Annotated in this window: 4 protein-coding genes; all 4 read right to left on the reverse strand. The window is 62.3% G+C overall.

What is annotated here, in order from left to right; all coding sequences use genetic code 11:
- Positions 1-6 precede the first annotated feature (6 nt).
- Complete coding sequence (locus tag QT222_RS03960) at positions 7-1227, reverse strand: selenium-binding protein SBP56-related protein (RefSeq protein ID WP_491476378.1); 1221 nt, start codon at positions 1225-1227, stop codon at positions 7-9.
- A gap of 132 nt (positions 1228-1359) precedes the next feature.
- Positions 1360-1572: a DUF8119 family protein gene (locus QT222_RS03965; RefSeq protein ID WP_049917396.1), complete on the reverse strand. Its 213-nt coding sequence runs from the start codon at positions 1570-1572 to the stop codon at positions 1360-1362.
- Positions 1573-1664: 92 nt separating this feature from the next.
- The gene (locus tag QT222_RS03970; protein ID WP_004056272.1) at positions 1665-2129 is read right to left on the reverse strand and encodes a universal stress protein; all 465 of its coding nucleotides are present in this window, start codon (positions 2127-2129) and stop codon (positions 1665-1667) included.
- Positions 2130-2132: 3 nt separating this feature from the next.
- The coding region (locus QT222_RS03975; protein WP_491476379.1) for a solute symporter family protein at positions 2133-3294 on the reverse strand (1162 nt) is incomplete at its 5' end.

The raw sequence follows: 3294 nt of genomic DNA on the forward strand, positions 1-3294 counted from the left end.
CACTTTTCATGGGGGGAGTAACTGGACGCCCCCGGGCGAGTCAGGGGAGGTCGGCCAGTAGAGGCGCTCGCCGCCAAGCGAAAGCTGGTGCATCTGCGGTCCGGCGACAACCTGGCGACCCGGCACGTTCCGGATGTCGCCGAAGTACCCGCCAATCGAGATGGAATCGACCTTCCGTGGGTTACTCGGGTCGGAGATGTCGTACATCCACACCTCGCCGTGGACCCAGTTGCTCCCGAAGAGGTATCGGTCGTCCATCGAAATCAGGATGTCCGTCGGGAGCGCGGGCACGGGCATGTCCCAATCTTCGTGTTCCCGGGATTCGAAGTCGATCACCTTCTCCGCGTGGTACTGGTCGTCTTCCTCGAAGAAGTGGAAGATGTTCGAAGACAGTGCCGCGTTGACGTAGCCGTGGACTGACTCCGGGGTGTGTAGGAACCGTGTTTCAAGCGGAATCAGTCCTTCCTCGCCGAGGTCGATGGTTTGTTCGACGGTCCCCTCCGACCAGTTCCAGATGTGCAGGCGGCGACCGTATTTCCCGGCCTCGACATCTTCCATGTCGAATCCGGGCTGGTAGGTCACGGGTGCGGCCCACTCGCTGGAGACCATCACATTGTGACGTGGCTGGTACCAGAAATCGTAGTTGAAGTCGATTTCGCCCGGCGGGTCCCAGCGGCCCTCGATTTCGAAGTCGTCGTTGAGTTCGAGGAAGCCGCTGGGCGATTCGCCATCGGCGTTCCCAGTCATACTGATGAGTATCTCCCCGTCGGGGATGCAGTGGACGGTGTGCGGCCCCGAGAGGTCGTACTCGTGGACCTCCTCGGGTTCGATGACTGTCTCTATCTCGGGGTGTCGCCGGTCCTTTGTGTCGAGAATGTGGAGACGCCCCGACCGGTTGCCCGGGACGACGAGGTACTGTCGTTCGAGCCCTTCGACGTGACACGATGACGAACAGGCGTTCCAGCCGAAGTGGTGGAGTTCATCGCCCCTGTTCGGCATCTCGACGCGGTCGATAATCTCCTGATACGTGTCCGAGTCCGGGTCGACGTCGACGACGCCGATGAAATCGGGAGCCTCGATATCGCTACCAGTGTAGAGTCCGACGACGTAGGCGACCGCTTCCGGCGTCGATTCTTCGATGGCGGCCTGGGGCGTCGCGTACCCTGGACCGTGTACGTGGTGTTCGTGCTCGTGGTGTTCGCGTTCTTGTTCGTTGTGTGTTGCCATGAGACATACCTCACCAGAGCAATACGAAGCGAGGGCTTGTGTAGATGTCCATTGCGCAGAATACTCAACTCGACGCCGGGCGACAGACTTTGACTCTGGGGATGGCGTGGATGACACCTTCCGCCGGTGGCACTACTGCTCGCGTGCGGCCTCCAGCGAGGCGAAAAAGCCGTAGTACGCGACGACGCCCGCGCCCAGGCACAGGTAGTAGGCCCACTGCGGCCCGTTCAGTACGTCGAACAGGACCGTCACCCCTGTCACCCACACGAGCGCGAACAACAGGTCGGTCAGCATCCCCGAGCGGTGTTCGCGGACGTGCTCTCGAATCGTCTCGGTGAGGCTCACCACCGGTCACCTCCGTTCGGTGGCGTGTGAGGCTGGTTCATTCTCGTGTGGGATGAGACACGAATTCTCGTGTGGGGTGAAACACGCATGGTTTACGCTTCTTTCTCGTGAACGTCGACGACGAGCACTGGAAGCCGAGTTCGTCGGAGGACCTTCTCGGTCACGCTCCCGAGGATGACCCGCGAGAGTCCGGAGCGCCCGTGGGACCCCATCACGACGAGGTCGATGTCGTTGTCCTCGACGAACTTCCTGATAGCCCGGGCTGGTTCGCCGGACGTGACGTGTTCTTCGACGGTGAGCCCGTGTTCGGACGCGATATCTGCGACGTATCCTGTCGCCTCATCAGCTTCCTCCCTCACTTCGGGCATCTCGTCGAGGTGTCCTTGCCGTATGCGGTCGACCTGCTCTGAGCCCAGCGAGTAACTGGTCGCGTCGACGTCGATGACGTACAGCGCGTGGACTGTCGAGCCGTATTTCGATGCGATGTCGACCGCTTGGTCGACGGCGTACTCCGCTGTTTCGCTCCCGTCCGTCGGAACGAGGATGTGTTCGTACATTGGTTAGTCGTCCGCGGGGGTCTGGCCCCCGTCGGTACTCACGACGTCTTCTGCAGACTGTTGCTGTCCCATCGGTTCGGGACTGTGACACTGCCGAACCATCTTCTTAATATGCTCTGGCGGTTCGGCCGTCGCCATCGAGACGGCAATCGTGACGATGAACACCAGCGGCGTCCCGACGAGGGCCGCACCGATGGCCGGCACGACTTCGGCGAAGGCGTCGCTGAAGTGGAAGATGAGGTCGTTGACGACCGCGGCAACCCAGAGCGTGAGGCCGACGGTCATCCCGGCGAGCGCTCCCTGACGGTTCGTGTTCTCCCACCAGAGTCCGAGGAAGAACATCGGGAACAGCACGATGGCCGCGAGCGAGAACGCCAGTGCGACCAGTTCGCCGACGAGCGCCGGCGGGTCGAACGCGGTAATCGTCACGATGATACCCAGTGCGATGATGGTCGCCCGCCCGACGAGCACCTGCTGGCGCTGAGTCGCGTCGGGGTTGACGATGTTCGTGTAGATGTCGTGCGAAACGGCGGACGAGGCGGTGATGAACAGCCCGGCCGTCGTCGCAATTGCGGCCGCGATACCGCCTGCCGCCCCGAGACCGACAAACCACCGCGGCAGGGTCGGGAGCCGGGCCGCCAACACCACGAAGAAGGCTCCCCCACCGCCGCCCACGCCGCCGTTCGCTGCGAACGTCGGGCCGTACTGGGAGGCGTCGTAGAGGTCGACACCGAAGGCCGCCAGCGCGGGCGCGCTCCAGTAGAGGAGCAGGATGAAAAACAGCCCCCAGACGGTGGACTGGCGAGCGGTCTTCTCGTTTTCGACCGTGTAGAACCGCACCAGCACGTGCGGGAGACCGCAGGTACCGAAGATGAGCGAGAACGCCGTGGCAATCCAGAGGTAGAACCCTGCACCCGCGAACGGTTCGGAGAACTCCGCCGAGAGCTCACCGATCAGCCGTCCGTATTCGATTTGCGGGAGCACCGTCGAGTAGCCGCCGGTGAAGCCGACCACGTAGACGGCCGTCAGGAACGCGACGATGAGGATGACGTACTGGACGGCCATGTTCTTGGTCGCACCCATCATTCCGGAGATGGTCAGGTATCCAACTGTGATGGCCATCATCACGATGACCATCGTGACGTAGTCGGTCCCGAAGACGTAC

The organism is Haloferax sp. s1, from assembly GCF_058382125.1.